At 42.7% G+C, this 19,973-nt stretch carries 20 protein-coding genes and 1 riboswitch; of the genes, 14 read left to right on the plus strand and 6 right to left on the minus strand.

Annotated elements, in window-relative coordinates; genetic code table 11:
- Positions 1–10 precede the first annotated feature (10 nt).
- The gene (locus FED51_RS10240) at positions 11–1,210 is read left to right on the plus strand and encodes a Ger(x)C family spore germination protein (protein WP_083445531.1); all 1,200 of its coding nucleotides are present in this window, start codon (positions 11–13) and stop codon (positions 1,208–1,210) included.
- A 21-nt stretch (positions 1,211–1,231) separates the two neighbouring features.
- Positions 1,232–2,353, plus strand: a complete 1,122-nt coding sequence (locus FED51_RS10245) for a spore germination protein (protein ID WP_053431196.1) — start codon at positions 1,232–1,234, stop codon at positions 2,351–2,353.
- Here FED51_RS10245 and FED51_RS10250 read toward each other — a convergent pair.
- Positions 2,348–2,578 carry a YczF family membrane protein gene (locus FED51_RS10250; RefSeq protein ID WP_053431195.1) on the minus strand — a complete coding sequence of 77 codons (231 nt, stop codon included), beginning with the start codon at positions 2,576–2,578 and terminating at the stop codon, positions 2,348–2,350. The two genes, FED51_RS10245 and FED51_RS10250, sit on opposite strands and share 6 nt — an antisense overlap.
- Before the next feature lie 158 nt (positions 2,579–2,736).
- Here FED51_RS10250 and FED51_RS10255 point away from each other — a divergent pair, with 158 nt between their 5' ends.
- Positions 2,737–3,633: an EamA family transporter gene (locus tag FED51_RS10255; RefSeq protein WP_053431194.1), complete on the plus strand. Its 897-nt coding sequence runs from the start codon at positions 2,737–2,739 to the stop codon at positions 3,631–3,633.
- Between the two features lie 34 nt (positions 3,634–3,667).
- Here FED51_RS10255 and FED51_RS10260 read toward each other — a convergent pair whose 3' ends face one another.
- A complete protein-coding gene (locus FED51_RS10260) occupies positions 3,668–4,300 on the minus strand; it encodes an RraA family protein (protein WP_138090469.1) in 633 nt (210 codons plus the stop codon).
- Positions 4,301–4,688: 388 nt separating this feature from the next.
- Between FED51_RS10260 and FED51_RS10265 the strand changes: the two genes are divergently transcribed.
- From FED51_RS10265 to FED51_RS10310, 10 genes are all read left to right on the plus strand, one after another.
- Positions 4,689–5,132, plus strand: coding sequence for an aminotransferase-like domain-containing protein (locus FED51_RS10265; protein ID WP_053431193.1), 444 nt, complete (start codon positions 4,689–4,691; stop codon positions 5,130–5,132).
- A 340-nt stretch (positions 5,133–5,472) separates the two neighbouring features.
- A complete protein-coding gene (locus FED51_RS10270; RefSeq protein WP_010898100.1) occupies positions 5,473–5,886 on the plus strand; it encodes a disulfide formation protein C in 414 nt (137 codons plus the stop codon).
- 11 nt (positions 5,887–5,897) lie between these two features.
- Entirely contained in the window at positions 5,898–6,368 is a 471-nt protein-coding gene (locus FED51_RS10275) for a thioredoxin family protein (RefSeq protein ID WP_053431192.1), read from the plus strand.
- Between the two features lie 128 nt (positions 6,369–6,496).
- Positions 6,497–7,021: a GNAT family N-acetyltransferase gene (locus FED51_RS10280; protein WP_053431191.1), complete on the plus strand. Its 525-nt coding sequence runs from the start codon at positions 6,497–6,499 to the stop codon at positions 7,019–7,021.
- Between the two features lie 325 nt (positions 7,022–7,346).
- Entirely contained in the window at positions 7,347–8,318 is a 972-nt protein-coding gene (locus FED51_RS10285) for a YncE family protein (RefSeq protein WP_053431190.1), read from the plus strand.
- Positions 8,315–9,004 carry a response regulator transcription factor gene (locus FED51_RS10290; RefSeq protein ID WP_010898103.1) on the plus strand — a complete coding sequence of 230 codons (690 nt, stop codon included), beginning with the start codon at positions 8,315–8,317 and terminating at the stop codon, positions 9,002–9,004. The genes FED51_RS10285 and FED51_RS10290 overlap by 4 nt, the downstream gene beginning before the upstream one ends.
- Complete coding sequence (locus FED51_RS10295) at positions 9,001–10,389, plus strand: sensor histidine kinase (RefSeq protein WP_053431189.1); 1,389 nt, start codon at positions 9,001–9,003, stop codon at positions 10,387–10,389. The genes FED51_RS10290 and FED51_RS10295 overlap by 4 nt, the downstream gene beginning before the upstream one ends.
- A 141-nt stretch (positions 10,390–10,530) precedes the next feature.
- Positions 10,531–10,696, plus strand: a riboswitch (M-box (ykoK) riboswitch).
- 216 nt (positions 10,697–10,912) lie between these two features.
- On the plus strand, positions 10,913–12,280 hold the full coding sequence (mgtE, locus tag FED51_RS10300) for a magnesium transporter (RefSeq protein WP_053431188.1): 1,368 nt from the start codon (positions 10,913–10,915) through the stop codon (positions 12,278–12,280).
- A gap of 584 nt (positions 12,281–12,864) precedes the next feature.
- Positions 12,865–13,626, plus strand: coding sequence for an aminoglycoside phosphotransferase family protein (locus FED51_RS10305; protein WP_010898108.1), 762 nt, complete (start codon positions 12,865–12,867; stop codon positions 13,624–13,626).
- A gap of 28 nt (positions 13,627–13,654) precedes the next feature.
- Complete coding sequence (locus FED51_RS10310; RefSeq protein WP_138090471.1) at positions 13,655–14,542, plus strand: PhzF family phenazine biosynthesis protein; 888 nt, start codon at positions 13,655–13,657, stop codon at positions 14,540–14,542.
- Between the two features lie 297 nt (positions 14,543–14,839).
- Here the strand turns inward: FED51_RS10310 and FED51_RS10315 are convergent, their stop codons facing one another.
- Together FED51_RS10315 and FED51_RS10320 are read right to left on the minus strand one after the other, a co-directional pair.
- A complete protein-coding gene (locus FED51_RS10315) occupies positions 14,840–16,066 on the minus strand; it encodes a zinc-dependent alcohol dehydrogenase (protein ID WP_010898110.1) in 1,227 nt (408 codons plus the stop codon).
- A gap of 51 nt (positions 16,067–16,117) precedes the next feature.
- On the minus strand, positions 16,118–17,209 hold the full coding sequence (locus tag FED51_RS10320; protein WP_134229602.1) for a class II aldolase/adducin family protein: 1,092 nt from the start codon (positions 17,207–17,209) through the stop codon (positions 16,118–16,120).
- 136 nt (positions 17,210–17,345) lie between these two features.
- On the opposite strand from FED51_RS10320, the gene FED51_RS10325 reads away from it, so the two are divergent.
- Positions 17,346–18,233 (plus strand): diacylglycerol/lipid kinase family protein, encoded by an 888-nt coding sequence (locus FED51_RS10325; protein ID WP_053431183.1) that lies wholly within the window; start codon positions 17,346–17,348, stop codon positions 18,231–18,233.
- A 32-nt stretch (positions 18,234–18,265) separates the two neighbouring features.
- On the opposite strand, the gene FED51_RS21570 is transcribed toward FED51_RS10325, so the two are convergent.
- Positions 18,266–18,397: a hypothetical protein gene (locus FED51_RS21570; RefSeq protein WP_010898113.1), complete on the minus strand. Its 132-nt coding sequence runs from the start codon at positions 18,395–18,397 to the stop codon at positions 18,266–18,268.
- A gap of 1 nt (position 18,398) precedes the next feature.
- Positions 18,399–19,892 carry an alkaline phosphatase family protein gene (locus FED51_RS10330; protein ID WP_053431182.1) on the minus strand — a complete coding sequence of 498 codons (1,494 nt, stop codon included), beginning with the start codon at positions 19,890–19,892 and terminating at the stop codon, positions 18,399–18,401.
- Positions 19,893–19,973 lie beyond the last annotated feature (81 nt).

Here is a 19,973-nt window from a genome sequence, read left to right on the forward strand (position 1 = left end):
ACGAACGCTTATGAGATGGCGCAAAACTCAGCTACTGGTTCTTTTCTTCGCGACTCTACTGATGTCAAGCTGCTGGGATGCTAGTGAGTTGTCGGATTTGTCGATTATTTCTGGTGTCGGAATCGATAAAGGGGAAAACGGAACGTACAAAGTGTCATTCCAAATTATCAATCCTTCAGAAGTATCAGCCGATGAAGATGGGGTTCAGCAAGGATCAACGTCAACGGTCGTCATTTCCAGTGTCGGAAACTCTATTTTCGAAGCAGTTCGAAAAGCATCGGAGCAGTTGTCTCGTCGTATTTATTCTCCCCATACGAATTTGGTCGTTATCGGAGAGGACTTTGCAAGAGAGGAAGGTTTAAATAAAGCCCTCGATTGGTTCGAGCGCGATCACGCCTTTCGAACGAACATCCCGATGGTCATTGCGAGAGGAAGTACAGCGGAAGAAGTCCTTCTCGTCCAGTCTCCTTTTGAGCGGATTCCTGCAAAAAAAATTGATGAAGCGATTAAAACCTCAGGAGCCGTATGGGGAGAGACGAAAGAAGTGGAAATCCAAGATGTGATTATTAATCAGCTAAGAATGGGCCGGGAAAATACGATCAGCGGAATCAAAATTGTTGGAGACTTATCTGAAGCAGTGGAAGGGGAGGGGCTAGGTAAATCAAAGCCACCTGTCATTTTGCAAGCTGCCGGAATGGCCATGTTCAGAGATGGTCATTTACACTCGTGGTTAGATCACAAAGCTGCGAGGGGGACCAATTGGATTGACAATGCGATTGAAAGTACTGTGGTTACGTTGCCATGCCATAACGATGAAAAAATAGCGATTGAAATTATCCAGTCTAATGCACAAATGGAAGCTAAGATGACGGATCAAGAAACGTTGGAAATAAACCTAACCATTTTTGCAGAAGGAAACATCGGGGAAGTTAATTGCCGTGTTGATCTGACTGTCATTGAAAACATCCATAAGGTGGAAAAACAACTAGAGGACGAAATTCGCAGCGAGGCACTAGAAGCGATTCAAATTAGTCAAGAGGAGCAAATCGATATTTTCGGGTTTGGGGAAGAGGTGCATCGTAAGTATCCTGATCAATGGAAGATGCTTAAAGATCAGTGGAATGAGCATTTTGCCGAGCTTCAAGTTAATGTCCAAGTAAATACGTTTATTCGCCGAACAGGATTCCGAAACAATCCGTTCATCGAATAAATTGAATCGAGGAGATATCCGATGAAGAATGGAACGACGATTAGCACATATCAATTTTTTTCCATGATTGTATTGTTTGAATTAGGGAGCGCCATTGTCGTCGGAGTGGGGCTAGACGCAGGACAAGATGCATGGATTACGGTTCTAACAGCAATGCTAGCAGGGTTAGTGCTTTATTGTGTTTTGTATTACTTGCATAGCCACTTTCCAAGCGATACTTGGATCGCCTATTTGCAAAAAGTTCTTACGGTCCCGATCGGTTGGTTCATCGGTTTTCTCTATTGTCTTTATTTCATTTACATTGCTACGAGGGTTTTACGTGATTTTGGCGACTTGTTAACCACGTCCATGCTAACAGACACCCCGCTCATGGTGATTAATTTAATGGTGGTTTTGGTCATTGTCTACGTTTTGTTTCATGGCATAAATGTACTTGCGAGAACGGGAGAGTTTTTTCTCATCATTTTATTTTTCATCGGCTTTTTTTCCGTCACGCTTATATTTAGTACAGACCTTTACAACATAAAAAATCTGCTGCCCATTTTAGAAAATGGCTGGATACCTGTCCTGAGACAAGCGTTCCCTGTAACGTTTACGTTTCCGTTCGGAGAAATTATTGTTTTTACAATGCTTTTTCATTTTTTAAACAAAAAAGAGATGGGATTTCGGATCGGTCTTTTAGCGATCAGCGTGAGCGGACTACTGCTCGCACTAACGACGATTTTATACATTATTGTATTAGGGGTAGATATTACGAATCGGGCCACGTTTCCACTGTTAACGATGGTAGGGAAAATCCAAGCGGCCGACTTTATCGAGCGGCTCGATGCTTTAGCGGTAACCGTGCTAGTCGTTGCCATGTTCTTTAAAGTAGCCATCTTTTTTTATGCCGGAGTCGCTGGAATTAGTGAGTTGTTTAAAGTGGACAAGTTCCAAAAAATCTTACCTCTTTTCGGTGCGATCCTTGTATTTAATTCTATACAAATTGCGGCCAATTTTAGTGAACATTTAAAAGAAGGGTTGGAGGTTGTTCCATATTATCTCCATTTACCGTTCCAAGTAGGGATTCCTTTGATTGTGTTAGGAATTCTACTCATTCAGAAAAAGATGGGGAAAGTGAAAAACTCAAGCTCACTTTCATGAGGAACGTTTACCGTAAAAGCTGGAAGCCATATAAGTCGTTCCAATCAGTGCGAAGAAGATCATCGACCAAAAAATAAGTCTCTCTGACTGAGCCATCACTTGAAACGGGTGTAAAAAATAGGTTATTGAGCGATTGAATGATACCCCTGTCAACAAATTCATAATTAAGTTATTAACCATGAGGATCGCGAAAACAAAGAGTGAAATCATGATAATTTTAATCATAGTACACCTCTAAAAGACCGTCTTTAGATTAGTGTAGGCCAGTTGAAAGGGATCATGTAAGGATAAAAAAGGAACCTTTCCATTGACAGTTGCATCACCTCGGTTGGTATACTTAAGGGGTGTGATAGATCGTATTTGCGGAGAAGGGGAGCTTCATTGTGCGGATTAAGTTTGTAACTGCTGTGTTTCTAGGAGCTTGCTCATACGGGGTTTTGTCCACTCTTGTAAAGCTTGCATACGAAAATGGAGTTCCTACAGCGGTGGTGACCTCGAGTCAATTTCTGATCGGATGGTTTTTGTTAGCAGCATTGTTAGCCTTTACGCAAAAGAAGCAAAGGCTAACAATGAAAGAAAAAATCCAATTGATGTTAGCTGGCATTCCTACAGGCCTTGTGGGGATTTTTTACTACTTATCCCTTGTCACAATTGAGGCATCAGTAGCCATCATTCTTTTATTTCAATTCGTATGGATAGGGGTTGTCCTTGAAAGTTTAATCAATCGCCAGTTTCCAACGAAAAAAACGGTCGGTTCCCTTATCATTTTGTTAATTGGCACCGTGTTAGCTAGCGGTAGCTCATGGGTCAATCAAGGGACGGTTCATTGGCTCGGTGTTTTGTTCGGTTTACTGGCGGCTGTTTCATTTGCCCTGTTCATCCTAGCAAACGCAAAAGTATTGCCCCAGCTACCCACCGTTCAACGGAGTTATTACATGGTGTCAGGCAGCTTAATGGCCGTTTTATTCATTTTTGGACCACAGCTTATCCATCAACCTTTAACAATGTACGGACAACTTGGTTGGTATGGAGTGTTGCTCGGACTTTTTGGCGTTTGTATTCCGCCATTGTTGTTTGCCTATGGGATGCCGCAAATCGGTTCAGGATTAGGCAGTATTCTGAGTTCGATCGAGTTACCTGTCGCTGTTCTGCTGTCAGTGATCGTTTTAAAAGAAACTGTAATATTGTCCCAATGGCTCGGTGTTTTCTTTATTTTTCTTGCCATCATCCTCCCGAATATAGAATGGAAAAAAGAACAGCTGGGCAAAAACCCTCTTTAATGAACGAAAGAGGGTTCTTTTATCTGGAATTGGATTATGAGGGATGAATCATTTTTTCAAGATAAGCGCGAATCGCCATGACATTGTCAGAGATCGCCCGTTCTCTAGCTCCATCGTCTGCTTGCTTTTTCTTCGCTTTTTGTAAAACGTTCTCTTCTTGTCCTTTCGGTATCACTGTAACGCCATCAGCGTCGCCTACAATGAGATCACCTGGCCGAATCGGTACGCCACCGCAAGAAATGGGCACGTTGATATTCCCAATACCTGTTTTCTGGCTAGCAGCAATCGTCGTCCCTCGGCAAAAAATCGGGAAATTTAGCCCTTTACTCGCTCGTATGTCACGGATTGCTCCATCAACCACAAATCCTGCGATTCCAAGAGTCTTCGCCATTCCTAATACAAAATCACCAGCAATCGCTCGGGTACAGTCTCCTTTAGCATCAATGACAATCACATCCCCTGGCGATGCTTCATACATGGCTTTGAGCACAGCAAGGTTATCACCAGTAGCTACTTGGACCGTTCGAGCTGGTCCAACCACTTGATCGTTTTCGTTTAACGGCTTTATGCTGGAGGTTAGATTGGTGAGACCGTCTAAGGCATCTGATATACATGTCGTCGGAATTGTGCGGAACTGCGTAATGAAATCAATCTCTGCTTGTGACATTAAAATCGCTCCTTCCAGTGTAATGGTTCTGTCTTCCATTTTGTATATCTATACTATAGCAAATAGTGCTATTGATCACGTATGAAAGCTCAATATTTCGTTATTTAAAAATCTTTAGTATTTTGATAACAAAAACTTATCAGACGTGTAAAGAGCAAGAGGAAGCACAGCTGGGAGATGCTAAAGGAAAAGTAAGCTCGCTAGTTGGAAGAGGGGAGAAAGTGTTTATTATGCGGAGACTATAGAGCTATGCTACTAAAAAGATACGGTTATTATGAATTTATACTAACTGAAATCGAAACGCGAGGAGAGTTACAGAATTTAAAGTAAAAAGAACCGATGATGGGCAGTTAATTAAGTTGATCGAGCACAATTGAAGTTGCCTCTTTTGATTTTGCCACCAGAGTTTATTGATCGAGGACGTAAAGAAAAGTGGTTTTTAGATCTGCACACACCATCACTAAACCAACTTGTCCTTGCACGTTTTATTCAAGAAGGTCATTTAGAGCGACATTTAATGAAAATGCGAAAATCTTATAAGAAAAAAAGAGATCGCCTGATCGATTGTTTACATGACGCATTTACTGGAGAAATGAAAGTACTTGGTGCATCCACCGGCCTGCATCTTATCGTTGAGTTCAGAGGCCGAACATTCACAGAACGAACGATGGAGCGGATGCGTACTTGTGGTGTTTTCGTTGACTCTGTCGAAAGTCATGCGATTAAAAAAGGAAGTCAACTTGAACGAATCATTTTAGGCTATGGTCACTTGTCAATGGAACAAATCGAAGAGGGAGTGAGAAGACTTCAACAAGCCTTGACATTTGATTAAAATGAGCAAAGTAAAGGGGATTTTATTCCTCGCTTCAGGATGTGACATTCTTAATCTTGTTATCTTAAGCCCTGAAGTAGAAGACTTAGCGCAAGTGAAATAGGTTAAAAAATCGTTCTAAGTTGTCATTTCAAACAAATTCCATTAAAGTATAAGTACGTCTTCTCGATTCATCGATTCGCTATAAATCAGCTGAGCGTTAGATCGCTAGTGACAAATGTTTTAAAGGTACAAAAAATTCACGAAATCTCCCTTTCTATTTTCCTTTGTTTTATGATACGTTCAGTTTTGGAATGTTGCATTTAATTCGAAATGAAAGGGAACAAGGAAGGGGTGTTATATGAGCAAAAAGGTTGAAAACCTCATGCTTGGCTCTTGGCTTACGGCATTAACGGCGATGCTTGGCTCGCTTTATTTTTCTGAAATTAGGATGTACGAGCCTTGTACCCTGTGTTGGTACCAGCGCATCATCATGTATCCGCTCGTACTCATTCTTTTTATTGGCTATCTTAAACGGGATGTCAACGTGGCGTTGTACTCCCTCTGGTTTTCGCTCATCGGGATGTTCACGTCGCTCTATCATTATTCAATACAAAAGCTCCCATTTTTAACGGATGCCGCTCCCGCTTGTGGTCGGGTTCCGTGTACAGGTCAGTATATCAATTGGTTCGGCTTTGTGACGATTCCATTTTTAGCTTTTACAGCATTTGTCATTATTTTCATTTGCAGTTTACTCATTATTCGTGAGAAGTAGGAGGATGACCATTGAAAAAGTTAGCCATTTTTGGAAGCATTATTGTGTTATTATTTGTAGCGATTGCGGTTGTTACCAACTTATCGCAAAAGCAACAAATTGAAGGGAATCCGTTTGGTAAGGAGACATTGGATCCGACTACAATTGAGCTGTTAGACGATCCAAATTATCAAAATGTGATTTTACCAGATGAATTGGAAGACATTTTAGCAGGAGAAGGGGAAGCAACGGTTTATTTCTACGCCTCTGATTGCCCTTATTGTAAAGAAGCAACACCGCGCCTCGTTCCGATTGCTGAAGATTTAGGAATTGACCTTGTCCAGTATAATGTGAAGGAATTTCAACAGGGATGGAATGACTACAACATCGAGTCTACACCAACGATCATTCATTTTGAAAATGGTGAAGAAGTGGCTCGGCTTGTAGGTAGTCACTCTGACGAAGGATTCACGTTATTCTTAGAAGAAAACGTACTCGATTAACGATGTGGAAAAAGGGCTGGGACAGAACACAGTGAATAAGAGTGGCACTTTCACCGCCGGTGAGTGCCACTCTTATTTTTCTGGTGTTTTGTAGTTTGAAGAAACCATTCAAAGGAAGGAGAAGGGTCATGCTCCTTGAGACACCTGAGCTTCGCCTACGCAAAACAACAACGGAGGACCTAGCGTTTGTTTTAAAGTTAGAAGCGATCGAGGAAAATAAACGATATATTATTCCGTGGGATGAAAGAAAGCATCAACAGACCTTGGAAGATCGAGATTGTCTACACCTTATGATTGAAAGTAAAAAAGCAGGAAAAACGGTCGGCTACGTCATTCTCCACGGTGTACACAATGAAAATGATAGCATTGAGCTTGTTAGACTTACGATCCATGACAAGGAAAAAGGGTTTGGACAACAGGTGCTTAGTCTAATGAAACAATGGGTTTTTACAGAGGCAAAGGCCAACCGATTATGGCTTGATGTGAAGACAAACAATGCTCGTGCAATGCACGTATATGAAAAGCAAGGATTTGTCCTAGAAGGGACACTTCGAGAATGTTTAAAAAGTAAATATGGTTTCGAATCCTTGAATGTGATGAGCGTATTAAAGAGTGAATACGAGGAAGAACAGAAGAAAAAAGAACTACTATGAAAAAAATAATCTTAAATTGTTACCTGCTAGGAATGATAAACTTCACTTGCGCTTTTGGTATTGTTTAAATTTATTGTAAAAAGAACGCATGAAGTGTTTAAGTCAAAGCAGCAGTCAAGTATTCATTTCAATGGTGCAAAACGTAAAGCTCGTTCCAAGCTGGACGATTGTTTCGACCTAACGAAAAAAGACAGTATACTGTTGAGACCGTTGTTTTAACAGGTCATAGGAAGAAAGCAAGGTTTTCTAAAAGACTTCAAATTTTTTTCACAATCTAGTGGTAGAATAACAAACAGAGTGAGTTTATGACGAAGGAGAAACATGAATGAACCAGAGCCGATTGATTTGTTTCGTTGCACTGCTGTTTATGTTGAGTGGGTGCCAAGGAAAACATGTGACGATTCCAGAAGAAGATGGTCCTATGGTCGTCGTCTCCCATATAAAAGAATCGACCTTTTCCTTTATTAGCAAAAACAAGATGGAGTTGCTAGAAACCGAGGAAAGTCCCTATCCATTGACCGCGATGGTGGACATCGAGGGTGGACATATTGTGGTTACAAGTCAAACGGAAGACACGCTTTTTTTATTTGATACGGTTCAAGGGAAGATCCTGCCGTTTATAACGCTAAATAAAGGCTTAACCGTGATGGAATTTGATCGAGCCAAACGGATGCTATTTGTCGCTGATACGTTAAATGATGAAATCATCCAAATTGATGTGGACAAACGAGAGGTACAGACGCGGATCGCAATCGATTGTTCACCAACGGATCTGCAAGTAATCGATGATCTGTTATTTATTTTGAGCAGTGAGACAAGTACGGTCTTTATCTACGATATGCGATCGGAAACGATGATCCAATCATTTTCGGTTACCGAACGACCAGCAGGGATGTTTTATGATGGATCTCATCTATGGATCGGTGGACATGGGCCTTACGGGGATTTAAACAAACGAATCTTCGCGTATAACATAAAAACAGGTGTAATTGATCAGGAAGTTGAAGTGGGCCTAATGCCAATTACGATTTATCAAGACCAGCACGACACCTATGTATACGTTCTCTGCCATGGAGATGATGCTTTGTACAAAGTAGATCTAGACGCAAAGCGTGTCGAGGCATCCCTCTCAGTTGGTCATAATCCTTATTATCTAAAAGGGGACGGCGATCATTTGTACGTGAGCAATTTGGACGATGATACTTTTTCCATCATTGAACGAACAACATTTCAGGTAGTAAATGAGATTAATGTGCCAGCAGGGCCTTACGCCATTGTTTTGGAGGAAGAAGAATGAACAAGCGGCATAACATTTTGATTGTAGATGATGAACTAGATCTACGCGAACTCGTAACGTCCTATTTACGAAAAGAAGGGTTTGCTGTTTATACAGCAGAGACGGGAGATGAAGCAATCAAACGGCTTGAACAGGAGCCAATGGATCTTGTCGTCCTTGATGTCATGATGGATGAAATGGACGGCTTTACTGCTTGTAAAGAAATCCGTGCGTTTTCGCAAATACCGATTATTATGTTGACAGCAAGAGGTGGAGAAGACGACAAAGTCATGGGCTTACAAATCGGAGCCGATGATTACATTGTCAAACCGTTTAGTCCCCGTGAGCTCGTCGCCCGAATCGAAGTTGCCTTGCGAAGAACGCAAGGAATCCAGCAAGTGGATGATACCGGATATCGCTTCAACGAGCTTCGCATCCAGCCTAGCGGTCGCAAGGTGTTTGTGAATGGTCAAGAGATCTCACTAACAAAAAAAGAGTACGATTTGCTAGTTTTTCTATTGGAACATCGTGGACGTGTGTTTACACGAGAGCATCTCCATGACCGCTTGTGGGGAATGGATACCCAGCAAGGGACGCTTCGGACAGTTGATACTCACATCAAAACGTTACGCTTAAAACTAAAGCCAGCTGATCGATTCATCAAAACCGTTTGGGGTGTCGGGTATAAGTTCGAGGTAGACTCATGAAAAATTGGTCGATCAAAGCAAAAGTATGGAGCGCTATATTCGCAATCATCGTCGCCGTTAGTGTTGGCGCCCTTTCGATGACATTTTTCCTTTATGAACGACTTTATATCGACAAGCAGATCGATCGTTTATTCATGGAAGGGCAAGAGCTTCGCACTGTATATGCGGAGCATGGAGCGAATGACTATTTTTTCGAACGGATTCAATGGGCAAACGACAGCAAAGAGCTCACGCTAACTTATACAGAGGATCCGATGCAGCTTGGGAGTGGCTCACCATTTGAACCTTTTGCAAATGAACATTTGATCACGTTTGACGAAAGACAGCAGCTGCTAGAAGGGGAAACGGTCGTCATGATACGGGAGAATGCGTACTTTGAGCAAAAAATTCTCGGGGTAGCGATCCCTTTATTTGACAATGAACAACTCGCTGGAGCGTTATTTTTTTCGCTGCCGCTATCCGATGTGTATGAGCCGTTTTTAAACGTAGGAAAAATACTATTGCTTTCTTTAAGCGTCATCATCTTGCTGATTATCCTAATCGGTAAAAAGGTTGTGAACCATGTGGTTACCCCACTGACCGACATGAAAGAAGCAGCGATTCAGATGGCGAAGGGGGATTTTTCGTTACGTATTTCTTCAACAAGAAGTCGAAAGGACGAGATAGGTCAACTGGCTGAATCCTTTAATACGTTATCGTCATCCCTCGAACGAGTGGAAGAAAAGCGGCGGGAGTTTCTTGCTGATGTGTCTCATGAGCTGCGTACGCCGCTTAGTTATATGAAAGGTTACGCAGAGGGTGTAGAGGAAGGAGTGATTGATCCGAGCAAAGGGCTTTCCATCATTCAAAAGGAAGCAAACCGATTGGAGCGACTCGTTAATGACTTATTGGATTTGGCTCAACTAGAAGGGGAGTCCTATGTGATGAAGGATGAACCGATTGCATTCGCCCAGCTAGTCTATGAGGTAGTGGAGCAATTTCGCTATCTCGCAGCGCAAAAAAGGCTTCAGGTCCACTTAGATCTAGATGAGGATGTCATTATTTCAGGAGATCCTGATCGGATCGAGCAAGTCATTCGCAATCTGTTAGATAATGCGATCAAATACGCACATGAAGAGACAACAATCTCACTTACGATAGGGCGTGAAGGAAGCAGGGCCCAATTTATTCTTTCGGATCAAGGGATCGGCATTCCCGAGGACAAGCTCGCTCTTGTGTTCGAACGTTTTTATCGTGTAAATAAATCTCGGTCTCGGAAAAAGGGCGGGACGGGATTAGGCTTGGCGATCGCCTCACAAATTATTAAAAAGCATGGGGGCACCATAGACATCACTTCACAGGAACTAAAAGGGACGACCGTAACGATTACATTGAAAACGTTATAAAGGCCTTGCACGATTTACAAGAGAAAACATACGATAAAGCAGTGAAAAAAATTAACTTTTTTATGATGAAGCTTGCCTATAGTTTAAAAAATATTGTTGACAGGTAAAAAATAAACGTGTTACATTCAAACATGTAAATTGAATCATCCTCGTTAGGTGAGGCTCCTGTGCTGGAGATACGCTGCTGCCCAAAAACGTCCAAAGACGCCAATGGGTCAACAGAAACCATCGACATAAGGTGGTTTTTAACGTAGCTGGCTTCGTCCTATGCCGCACAGTGCTAAAGCTCTACGAATGGAGGAGTTTGGTGATCATTAGTCATGCTTTTTTTGTGTTGCTCATGTTGACACCTTCCATTCGTGGAGGGTGTTTTTTGTTTAAATTTCAAGGAGGTGAGGCACGATGGATAGTAGTCCTGAACCCAGCCTGATGCCATCAATCCAGACAACTGAATTAAGGAAGGCAGGCGTGCCTTACTCTCTTAGAGGCATGTTCTTCCTTTCATAAAAAAGGAGGAATTTAAATGGTAAGATTAACAAAACAAACAAGAGATGATTATATTCGAACTGTGGTTGATGTTATTACATCGAAAAAGATCGAGAGATTTCGTGAACTGTTTTTAGATCTACACCCGACCGATCAAGCGGATCTATACTTATTGCTTGATGCGGAGGATCGTCAGTTTGTCTACGCTGCTTTAACGCCAGAAGAAATGGCGGAAGTGTTCAAGCAGTTAGATGTCAGCGAACAAAAAGAGCTCATTTTAGAGTTGGATCGTGAATACTCTACTGCGATGCTTAATGATATGTACGCCGATGATGCGGCCAATTTTTTAGCAGAGATTGATCAAGTGAAGGCACAAGAAATTTTAGTGGCGATGAATAAAAAGGAAGCAAGCGAGATCAAGGAGCTTATGTCCTATCCACCGGAGACGGCTGGAGCGATTATGACGAAAGAATTTATTGTCCTTCGCTCGACCGATACGGCTGCTGACGTCATCGACCATTTGCGAAAAGAAGGCCCTGATGCGGAAACGATCTATTATTTATATGTAGTGGATGAACAGAAAAAACTCGTTGGCGTTGTGTCGTTACGGGATTTGATAACCGCCCCATCGGATCAAACCATTGAAACGATTATGAGCACTCGCGTAGTTTCTGTTTTGGTAGGTGAGGACCAAGAAGACGTGGCAAAATTAATTAAGAAATACGATTTCCTCGCAGCACCTGTCGTTACAGAGCAAGGGACATTAGTTGGAATTGTGACGGTTGATGACATTATCGATGTACTAGAGGAGGAAACAGAAGAAGACTTTGGAGAAATGGCCGCTGCTAGAGGCTCGATGGATACCAACATTTCTGCCTTTACAGCTGCAAGAAAACGGGCACCATGGATCATTATGCTGATGTTTTTAGGCCTCATTACCGCAGAAGTGATCGGTCAATTCGAAGAAACGTTGGAAGCTGTCATTCTTTTATCTGTCTTTATCCCGCTCATTATGGATTCAGCTGGAAATACGGGAACACAGGCTTTGGCGGTTGTTGTTCGTGGATTAGCTGTTGGAACAGTAGACCGATCCACCGTTGGTAAAATGCTGAAGCGAGAGTTTGGAACCGGCATTATGCTCGGAATCATGTGTGCCGTAACCCTTTTAATCGTCATTCCTTTCCTTTATGGAAGCTTCGTGTTAGCGGGAATCGTCGGTGTTTCGTTACTATTGACATTAAGTGTCGCGACAATGGTAGGAGCCACAATCCCTCTCATCATTAATAAACTAAAAATTGACCCAGCGGTTGCATCAGGGCCGTTCATTACGACCTTGAATGACATTCTTGGCCTTTTCATCTATTTTTCGATCGCAACCGCATTGCTTCAATATTTGCCGCAATAACGTAAAAGGTGCTGCCTCAAAAGTCTATCTTTAGAGGCAGCTTTTCTGATTCGTTTAAAATCGCGACTTGGCGGACGCTTTCACCAAAAGCACAAGTGCAACCATCGACTCACGCACATCTTGTTTGCATTCGTTGTGTTTTCTTTGCCGCGGGCAACGCTCCAGCTTCCTTGTTTGCTTTTCCCGAAGGAGTCGCCGCCTGTCTCTCGTTCGACTCCCATTAACGCGCGAGAGAACATACAAAAAAATTGCCCGATCGTTCTTATAAGGAATGACATGAAAAGTGTGAGATTCTAGACCTTTTCAAGAAGTTGTATGGTTCCCACTTTAACAATCCTCAGCTCAGCATTGCTTAAAACGGATGATTTTTATAATGAATTGTCATACAATAGAAAGGGAGTTGGTAAAAAACAACAGATCTAGGCGGGAGTACATTTGTATGCTAAGAGAATCTTGCCGCGAGGGTGTGTCGATCGTAGGAAAGGTCAATTGACACGAACGTGAATCTGGATATTCGATTGCTTTACGAAAAAGCTGACAAATACCTTCAAAATGTTAAAGGCAAGATAAAAGGAGAGGGTGATATGAACGAACAAATCATCGAGGATTTGTCGAGTCCGTGGTCAGGTAATACGGTTCACTTAGTCACGGTAGACGGGAGTCAATTGATTAAAAAGCAATACCGAAAAAAAGAAGGGTATTTACGAGAAGTGCATGCGCTACGTACTGTCCCTCAAGCCATTTGTCCTTCTCTCGTGGATGCATATGAGCAGCTGACATACGAGCCGCTACAGAAAAACATCCAAGCGGCTGACTTAGACGAAATTATTGGAAGCTTATTACGTGAACTTCATCAACATACTGTTCAAAAGCCAAGCGTGTTTGACCCTGGAAATGGTGTAACGAAAGAAACCTGGCTTGATTACCTTGAATCGTTTGCACCGAATTGGCTCCAGACGATTGGAACAGAAAAATATGAGTCTATGTATTGGTCGGCTATCAATTCCGTCCGAGCAGCCTACGATAGAAATCAAAGAGCACTTTGTCTCATCCATCGCGATGCTAGGCTTGCAAATGTTGGAGAGGGAAGTGATGGTCGTTTTCTTTTCCTAGATTTTGAGCTAGCGATCATTGGGGACCCGTTGTGGGATGTGGCTCGGTATCTTATTCAATCCGTTCATTCTGAAACAACGTTTCTTAAAGCATACGAATTTGATCACACGGAGATAGAAGTGTTGCAAGCCTACAAAAAGCTTTATGCGATGAGCTTTATGAACTATTTAATAAAAAACAAGCAAGCAGACACTCTTGATTTTAAAAAATGCGTAAACGTATTGACCAATTGAACAGTCGATGAAATAAAAGGAGGATGAGATGAGATCAATCAAAGTAGAACATTACGAAGCATTTAGTACAGTACCATCGAAAGGAAATCCTGCTGGAATCGTTTTAGACGGGGAGGGCTTGACTGATTCGGATAGGCAAAAAATCGCGAAGGAAGTAGGTTTTAATGAAACTGCCTTCCCGCTTCCATCCGAACGAGCAGATGTAAACATTCGGTTCTTTACACCAGGTCACGAAATAAATCTTTGTGGACATGCCACAATGGCAACGATCTATGCGTTAAAGACGAAAGGATTACTTCCAGATCGAGACGAGATCACGATTGAAACGAAAGCAGGCATTTTGCCCATTCGGCTGAGCATAGATGTAGATCGTTCGATGATGATTACGATGAAGCAAGCCGCACCTCAGCTTCGAGCATTTAGTGGATCACGATCGGAATTGGCCGCTTCGCTTGCCCTTGAAGAAAAGGATCTCCATGAGGAGCTACCAGTAGTCTATGGTAGCACTGGTACGTGGACCTTACTGATTCCGATTAAAAAGCTCGATGCTTTTAAGCGAATGCAGCCAAACAATCAACATTTCCCTCATATTTTGCAAGAAATGCCTCGCGCCTCTGTCCATCCGTTTTGTTTAGAAACGTATGACCAAGAGGCCGATATGCACGCTCGCCATTTTTCTTCACCGTATTCCGGTACGGTAGAGGACCCAGTTACAGGAACGGCTTCTGGCGTGATGGGCGCCTATTATCATAAATACATAGAGTCATCACCTTCGCTCCAGTTAATCGTCGAACAAGGGCATGAAATCGGTAAAGATGGTCGTATTGCCGTCACAGTTACTGAGCAAACGGATGATGTCATGATCGAAATCTCAGGTAATGCCGTGCTTATAAGGGAGTTTGAAGTTCGTATTTAATTTTCGAATAGCAAAAGGGGGAGTAGTTAACACATTAAACGAACAATCAATCATCGTGACGGGGGCAGCCAAAAGCGCCGTTGCTTGGATTGACGAAAAGCTGTGTGATGATCTTCGCCCCATGGATTAGAAGATGAGACGCTTCATTTGATTGCTTCGCCTTTGTTGCCAGAAAAAAGTAGCTGATACCGTCGTTGTTTGCTGTCAGATCAGGCGAAGCACTATACAGGAGACACATTTAATCAAAAAAGCGAGCTGCTTGATCCTTTGAAAACGTCAGCTCGCTTCTCTTTATTATTAAGGCTCAAAAACGACTTTCATGGTTTGGCCTTTTTTCTTATTTGCCGCAGTTGCCAGTGCTTCACGGTACGCTTCCAACGGAAAACGATGGGTAATTAAAGGGGAGAGATCTACCTTCCCGTCGGCTATTAAATCGACTGCGATTTGTAACGTTCGTTTTTTTCCTCCCTGCCAATCTTCCATGCCGTAAGTGAAACTGCCTTTAACCTCTAGCTCATTTAGCCAAATCATCGTCATATCAAGGTTGTCGATAAAGCTTGCGAGTCCGATCAAGACGACTTTGCCCCCTTTACGGGCAAATCGCAAAGAGTCATGCAAGCTTTTGCGATTTCCGACACATTCGTATACGATGTCCGCCCCTCCATGTACAATCGGTTCACCAAAAACGGGATGAAGGACATTGGCGTTGAATGACTCGGCAACCGCTGTAACGTAGTCTCGTTTTCGCGAAAGAAATACGATTTCGTCCGCCCCAAATTGCTTAGCAAGTTCCGCTTGAAAGGGGTGTTTGGCTAACGTCACGATTTTGCATGGGATCTCTAACGCTCTAATGGCAGCGATCACGCAAATGCCAATCACCCCCGATCCGATGACAAATACCGTGTCTGAAGGCTTCGGCCTGTTTTGCAAGACCGCATGAAGGGCACAGGCAAATGGCTCCACGAGTACACCATTGTCATCATCCACACTAGAAGGCAACGAAATAACCTGACTTTGATGGGCGACCAAGTACCGGCCCCAACTACCACCTGTGTCTTTGCATGTTCCTGTCAATAAACCAGGGGCAATGTCGCCATCGTTCATATGGTGACATAGGTTATAATTTCCGTTTGCACATTCAGAACAGACGGGGGTAATGCCGCGAACCTCGCAGGAAAGAAGCGGATCGATGACGACGCGCTGACCCACTTGTAAATTTGTCACACTTTTTCTTGCTTTAGAAATCGTCCCAACCATTTCATGCCCAAGGGTAAACGGGAAGGAAACGAAAGGAGAGGTAGCTGGACTGTCATTTAAAAAAATGAGGTTTAGGTCACTCCCGCAGATTCCCCCATATTTCACTTTAATTTCTACCCAGTGGTCGTTCGGGAGAGCCGGTTTTTCTACGTCTCTTAGTTGAAGGCATGAAAACGGCGATTCCACATAGAGAGACGAATTCATTTTTCCCATCGCCTTGCTTAATGCATATTTAGGAATGCTTAGATCAAATTGGATCGCTTTCATGTTTTCACCTATTTCTTCTGTTTTTTTATGGTGAATTTCGTTATAATGATTCTAATCCATCGGAACTTGAGGAATGATTTTTCCATCAATCCGTTCGAAAATGTCATCTAAATCACGACCGGTGATCGTGAGCCCATGGTTTTTCAAGCCGATTACCGTTCGAGACGGATCCTCCGATTCACTAACCATTTGCGCAACGGTTTCGGCTAGTTCAAGGGTGCCGCATGGATAATTGAATTGTGTCGCTTGAATCCCGTCCATCCATGCGTGAATATGAACGATCGCACCGACCTCAGGATGCTCACGATAGATCATCCAATGCTCGATCGCATCTACAGACGCCCGCTTCGGCTTGATTTTTGGCGGGATGCTCACCTTCATCGCATTGCTTTTTTCATCGTAGCCAGAAATGTATAGAAAGTCTTTGCCTACATCGCTCATATTTGATTTGTCAATCCCGCTTGCGCTCATCCAGAAGTTGTTCTCATCTTTTCGTGCACTCAAGTTTCCATAGCTCAGGCCACCGATACCATAAAGGCGATTCAAATGACGAATGTCCCTTGGGGTAAGAACTTCCTCTAACGGGAAGGGAGCAGGGAGTAAATTCATCGTATCTAATTTCTTACCTGACACACTTAAGGATTCCGTCACTTCATCTCCTTCCCAGAGCGGCTCTGGTAAATCTTCATAGAAATCATTGTTGATCACAAGCCTTGAGGATGCGAGGGGTTCCAGCCGTTCAAAGATTTTCTCGAAAATTTCCTCATCGCTTTGATTTGAATCAACCATGATCGAATATCGCCCTTGCTCAGGCGTTAGAAAATATAGCTCGGTTCCGTCGCTATGGTGTACAACATACATTAGGTGGTTGGCAAGTGTCCGCACTAAATAGGGATACGCTTCTTTATGAATATCCTTTGGTTTTTGAAACGTTTCAATGATAGTTACTACAAATGTCGCTTGAGATTTTCTGCGATAAGGTCGTGGATTCTCCATATCCGCTAAATGAAACACGAGCTTAGGGTGATCTTCTGGAGCAGGCAAATAGGTATAGCCTCGCGTAGAAAAAATCTCTTTCATTCCTTCCGTTAACCAACTGGAAAACGGCTGATTCGGTATACCGTGAAATGTAAATGTTTTCATATATTCAACCTCCAGAATGTATGTAAATTTCTCTTCTTATGAATAATATCTTCAACCAAAACCAAAATTATACATATAAACACACGATGTTTTTTTTGACGAACGGGAAAGAGGAAGAAAGAAGGTGGTACAGGTCATGTACGGTTTTATAGTCAATAAAGCTTCTGGTAACGGGAAAGGGCAACGTACGTGGAAAAAGGTTGAGTATGAGCTACAAATAAGAAACACGCCCTACCTTGTCCGTTTTACAAGCGGATCTGGTCATGCAACAACGATTGTCAAAGAGCTTTTAACAGAGGGAGTGAAAACAATCATTGCCGTTGGTGGGGATGGCACGATTAATGAAGTAGCCAATGGTCTTGTTAACCATCGCGTCCCACTAGGAATTATTCCAGCCGGCTCTGGCAACGACTTTGCCCGCTGTTTAAATATTCCGATGCATTATGAAAAGGCGTTACACCGTATTTTTGAAAACAAGCAAAAAAAAGTGGATTTGCTCCACCTTGGACAGCGACATTGTTTAACGGTTACAGGTATTGGATTTGATGGGAAGATAGCAAAAACAGTGAATGAGGCGATCTATAAAAATTGGTTCAACCAGTTCGGTTTTGGTGGGCTTTCCTATGTGTTAAGCATGCTAGAAGTCTTGAAGGATTACCGTCCAACGAATATTCAAATCACAGTCGATGGAAAGGAATTATTTTTCTCTGGTGTTTGGCTTGTGGCGGTGGCGAACTCACCTAACTACGGGGGAGGGATTCGGATTTGCCCAGAAGCTAGTTACGATGATGGCCTTTTAAACATTTGTGTGGTACACGGAATGTCAAAGTGGCAGCTGCTCCGATTGTTTCCGAAAGCGTACAAAGGAAAACATGTAGTGATGGAACAACATGTGACTCTTTTGACCGGTAAGGATGTTTACGTTCAATCTGATACCCCCGTCCTTGTCCAAGGCGATGGGGAACCAATAATGGAAAGCCCTGTTCGTTTGCAAATTAAAAAAGGTGCTCTCTCCGTTGTGTGAGGGCATCTTTTTTAGTGAAAAGGTAGTCATGTTCAATCTTGGCCATCCTGAGTCTGTTCATGATGAGGCTTTTCTTCCTCAAACACCTGACCGTACTCATGCTGGATAAGGGAGTAAATTACTTCTGTCATCGTTTCCTTCATTTGATCAAAGGACAAATTCACATTATTCACTCCTTTCTTTTAGTTCCCTCGTCAATTGCAAAATCCACGTTTTCAAATCGACAATTCGCAAAAACGGTGGCTGAGACTCGGTTCCCGCCACGAGTAACGGAATAAGGGAGTCATCGTTATGAAAGCCACCATGGCTTGCTCCGTTTTCATGATGGGGGGTACTTTCTCCGATAAATTCATGGCCTGGCTTTGTCGCGCAAACAACAAAATCACCGTCATGAGAGTGAAGGCAGCTATGAAGCCTTTTTAAGGCGTCAGGATACTCGCCAAACGACAGGTTCGACCCATTTACATTCAAATCAAGGACGGTGGTGTCGCCTTCAATCGTCCACATCTGCTCATATACGTCTTTTACGTTTCCATTTTCCTTAAATCGCAGCGTGCCTTGTTTATCTCCAGAAATAACGTGAATCCACTCTTGCTCTTTCCACGCGATGACTTCAATTCGAGCGTCAGATTGTAGTTTTTTCGCAATTTCGTCTAATGGGAGAACGTCTGGATGCAAGGAGTAGACAAAGCAAGAACGTAAATTCATCCCGAGTACGATTTGGTCATCAGGCTGCACACCTTTTCTTAACTTTGTGATTTTCCAAGGCTCCAGAAGGCGACGGAGATCCACTAGTGCCTGCTCTTTGTTTTCGCCAACCGTCGCTTGACCGTTATCACCCATAAGAATCCAAATGTTGCGCTCAAGGGCTTCTTCCCAAGAAGAAAACGCGTTTAACAGTTGCTGTAGTTGTTCGTCCATTTGCTTTATGCCTTTTAGGTCCATTCGGCCATGCTTATGAACGCGCTTATCATGATCGGGCAAATAGACGATAGAGAAGTGGGGGATCATGTCCTGTTCAACAAAATAGGTAAATTCCTGTATGGAAAAGTGGTTGTTAAAACCGTATTTATTCCAAACATGACTGTATTTTGTCCATGGGCTCATTTTTGAAAACTTCCCGTACACAAAGTGCGAAGGGCCTTTGGTTGGGATGGTCCGATCTAACGGAACAAACAAGCGGAGCAAGCGAGGTAGCTTTAACTCATTTTCAACAGACCCTCGATAAACGAGCGCATTGACCGAAGCGGCTGTCTTCCCTTCTTGATAGAGGTCTTCATAAATCGTTGTAACATTAGGGTTTAAATGCTCGTTGTTTAAACGATAAAACGTGTCATATACACACCTTGATAAACCGAGCTTCATCTGTTCTATGACATGGGTTCCATAATTAATAATTCGCTGTTCTTTTTGATTAAACCAAGCTAACGCGGGGATGTGATGCTGATCTGAATAGTGGCCAGTGATAAACGTACTTTCCACATTGACAGACATCGTTGGAAAAGGAGCAACGACATCAGGATAATAATGGTTTGCTTTCTCCATGAAAAACTGTAATGCCGGCAATGACTCTTCCTCTAACGCCCGTTGTAGAGGTTCGTCCATTAATGTATCAAGCATCATCATGATCACATGTTCACGTGGATTGTTCTCAGACATGTCAACCTTCCTTTGATCGAAAAATGTAAGTTGTCACTTAGTATGATAAACTCCGCCAAATTTATACTTTTGTTGCTTATC

The organism is Halalkalibacterium halodurans, from assembly GCF_005671335.1.
GTDB classification, from domain to species: Bacteria; Bacillota; Bacilli; order Bacillales; family Bacillaceae_D; genus Halalkalibacterium; species Halalkalibacterium halodurans.